At 68.5% G+C, this 3,047-nt stretch carries 4 protein-coding genes; all 4 read left to right on the top strand.

Going from position 1 to position 3,047, the window contains the following annotated elements; translation table 11 throughout:
* A partial coding sequence (locus TA90_RS15800; protein ID WP_147513496.1) for an ATP-binding cassette domain-containing protein occupies positions 1-399 on the top strand: 399 nt, incomplete at its 5' end.
* Entirely contained in the window at positions 392-1,462 is a 1,071-nt protein-coding gene (locus TA90_RS11895) for an ABC transporter permease (protein ID WP_052450843.1), read from the top strand. The genes TA90_RS15800 and TA90_RS11895, both read left to right, overlap by 8 nt.
* A gap of 14 nt (positions 1,463-1,476) precedes the next feature.
* On the top strand, positions 1,477-2,523 hold the full coding sequence (locus TA90_RS11900; protein WP_043536753.1) for an ABC transporter permease subunit: 1,047 nt from the start codon (positions 1,477-1,479) through the stop codon (positions 2,521-2,523).
* A gap of 199 nt (positions 2,524-2,722) precedes the next feature.
* The gene (locus TA90_RS11905) at positions 2,723-3,004 is read left to right on the top strand and encodes an HU family DNA-binding protein (protein WP_043536754.1); all 282 of its coding nucleotides are present in this window, start codon (positions 2,723-2,725) and stop codon (positions 3,002-3,004) included.
* Positions 3,005-3,047: the final 43 nt, after the last annotated feature.

Raw genomic sequence — 3,047 nt, forward strand, 5'->3', positions numbered from 1 at the left:
GTGCACTACATGGACGCGCTCAACATCAATCCGCGCAACCCCAACGCCGTCATCCGCAACCTCTCGGGCGGGAACCAGCAGAAGGTGCTCCTGGCGCGCTGGTTGGCGACCCATCCGGAGCTCATCATCCTGGACGAGCCCACCCGCGGCATCGACGTGGGCGCGAAGGCGGAGATCCAGAAGCTCGTGGCCGACCTCGCCGGTGAGGGCATGTCGGTCGTGTACATCTCCTCCGAGCTGGAGGAGGTCATCCGTCTGAGCCGCCGGATCGCCGTCATGCGGGACCGCAGCCTCATCGACGTCCTCGACAACACCGAGGGAACAGACCAGGGACGGATCCTGGAGACCATCGCCGGATCCGCAGGGCGACAGGGGACGGGGGAGGATCCGGATGAGTGAGAATCCGACGCGGAGGTTCGACATCGGGCTGGCCCTCAGGTCGGCCTCCTCCCACTCGGCCTTCTGGCCGGCGGTGGCACTGATCGCCCTGATCGTCGCGTGCGGCCTGAAGAGCCCCGGCTTCCTGACCGTCAGCGTCCAGGACGGGCACCTGTTCGGACAGCTCATCGACATCCTCCGCAATGCCGCCACGCCCCTGCTCCTCGCGCTCGGCATGTGCCTGGTCATCGCCACGGGGGGCATCGACCTGTCGGTCGGCGCCGTCATGGCGATCTCCCTGGCCGTGTCCCTGACCTACATCCAGGGCTCCGGGTCCCCCACCGCTGGGGGCACGGTGCTGGTGGCCGTCCTCCTGGGGCTCGCCGTCGCGCTCGCGATCGGCGTGTTCAACGGCTTCCTCGTGACGGTCCTCGACATCCAGCCGTTCATCGCCACCATGATCCTCATGGTCGCCGGCCGCGGGATCGCGATGCTGCTGACGAAGGGACAGATCACCACCGTCACGAGCCCACCCTTCAAGGCGATCGGTTCGGGGTTCCTGCTGGGCATCCCGATGCCGGTGGTGATCGCCGCGCTCACCTTCGCCCTCGTGGCGGTGCTGGTGCGCAGGTCCGCCTTCGGGATGCTCCTGGAGTCCATCGGGATCAACCGCGAGGCCTCGCGGCTGTCCGGCGTCCGCTCGCGGTCCACCACCTGGATCGTCTACGTCGTGTGCGCACTCCTGGCCGGGCTGGCGGGGATCGTCTACGGTGCCCCCACCATGGCCGCCGACGCCAACAACATCGGCCTCATGAAGGAGATGGACGCGATCATGGTCGTCGTCCTCGGCGGCACCAAGCTGGACGGGGGCCGCTTCAACCTCGGCGGCACCGTCGTGGGCGCGCTGATCCTGGCCGCCCTCGAACGCGCCGTCATCATCTTCGAACTCCCCTCGCAGACGACGCCCCTGTTCAAGGCGGTCGTCCTCATCGCGGTGTGCGTCGCGGCCTCGCCGATCTTCGCCGAACGCATGCGGGTGCGCAGGGTCCGTCGGGAGGCCGCCCGCACGGCGGCCGTGGCATGAGAGGCACTGGAGACATGACGACCCTCGACACCGCTCCCACCCGGCAGGAACACCCGACCCGCTCCAGGGGGCGTTCCCTGAGTCCCGACAAGCGCTTCTACCCGGTCATCGGCACGGTGCTGACCCTCGTGGCCATCCTCGCGGTCGGCGAGATGCGCTACGGGCTGGGATCGGGGTCGCGTCCCTTCACCTCGATGCGGCTCCTCTCCAACCTGCTGGTGGACAACTCCTACCTGCTGGTGCTCGCCGTGGGCATGACCTTCGTGATCCTCACCGGCGGCATCGACCTCTCGGTCGGGGCGGTCGTCGCCCTCGTCGGCCTGGTGACGGCGAAGATGTTCCTCGCCGGGGCCTCCCTGCCGGTCGTGCTCGTCACCGGGGTGCTGGTGGGGAGCCTGTGCGGGCTCCTCATCGGCATCCTGGTCCAGGTCTTCGACATCCAGCCGTTCATCGCCTCCCTGGCGGTGATGTTCCTGGCGCGCGGTCTGGCCAATGTCGTCTCCGTCCAGTCCCTGCCCATCGACGACCCGGGCTTCTCGGCACTGGCCGCGTGGGCGCTGAAGTTCGGGGAGGGCCGCGGCTCCTGGCGCATCAACGCCTCGATGGTCATCGCCTTCGTGGTGCTCGCCATCGGCTTCCACCTGCTGCACTACACGCGTTTCGGGCGGACCGTCTACGGACTCGGCGCTGGGGACGGCGGCCAGGCGGTGAGGCTGATGGGGCTCGACGCCGGGCGTACCCGGATGCTCGTCTACGTCATCTCGGGGACCTGTGCGGGCATCGCCGGGATCCTCTTCGCCCTGTACACCAAGTCAGGATTCAACCTGACGGGCATCGGGATGGAGTTGGACGCGATCGCCTCCGTCGTCATCGGCGGGACGCTCCTGGCGGGCGGGTACGGGTTCGTGCTGGGCACCGGCGCGGGCGTCCTCGTCTACGGTCTCATCCAGGTGCTCATCGCCCGCGAGGGCCTGGACTCGTGGTGGACCAAGGTGTTCATCGGGGTCGTCCTCCTCGCCTTCGTGGTGCTCCAGCGTCTGATCTCGGTGCGCCGACGGTGAGGCGGTGGCCCTCCGGGCGTGCGGCCGGGACGGGCCCGGTGGAGGCCCCGGGAGCGCCACATTCTGGGAACAGCCCCCGGAAACGGCCCCGAATGACCGAAAAACACCGCCAGATCTGACAATCCGGTCGAACCTTCCGTAGTGTTTCCCTGTGACCACCACAGTGGTCCCCGACATCTGCAAGAGGAGAGGTCCTTACATGTCCGTCAACCGCACTGAGCTCGTGGCCGCCATCGCTGATCGCGCCAACCTGTCCAAGGTCCAGGCCGACGCGGCGCTGTCCGCCTTCCAGGACGTCCTGGTCGAGTCCCTCGGCAAGGGCGAGCCCGTCAAGGTGACCGGCCTGCTGTCCGTCGAGCGCGTCGAGCGCGCCGCCCGCACCGGCCGCAACCCCCGCACCGGTGAGGAGATCCAGATCCCCGCCGGCTTCGGCGTCAAGATCTCCGCAGGCTCCACCCTGAAGAAGGCCGTCGCGAAGTGACTGAGGACTGATCGTCCCGGAGGGGGGCGGACGCCGGTCGGCG

The organism is Actinomyces polynesiensis (assembly GCF_000820725.1).
In the GTDB taxonomy this organism is placed as follows: Bacteria; Actinomycetota; Actinomycetes; order Actinomycetales; family Actinomycetaceae; genus Pauljensenia; species Pauljensenia polynesiensis.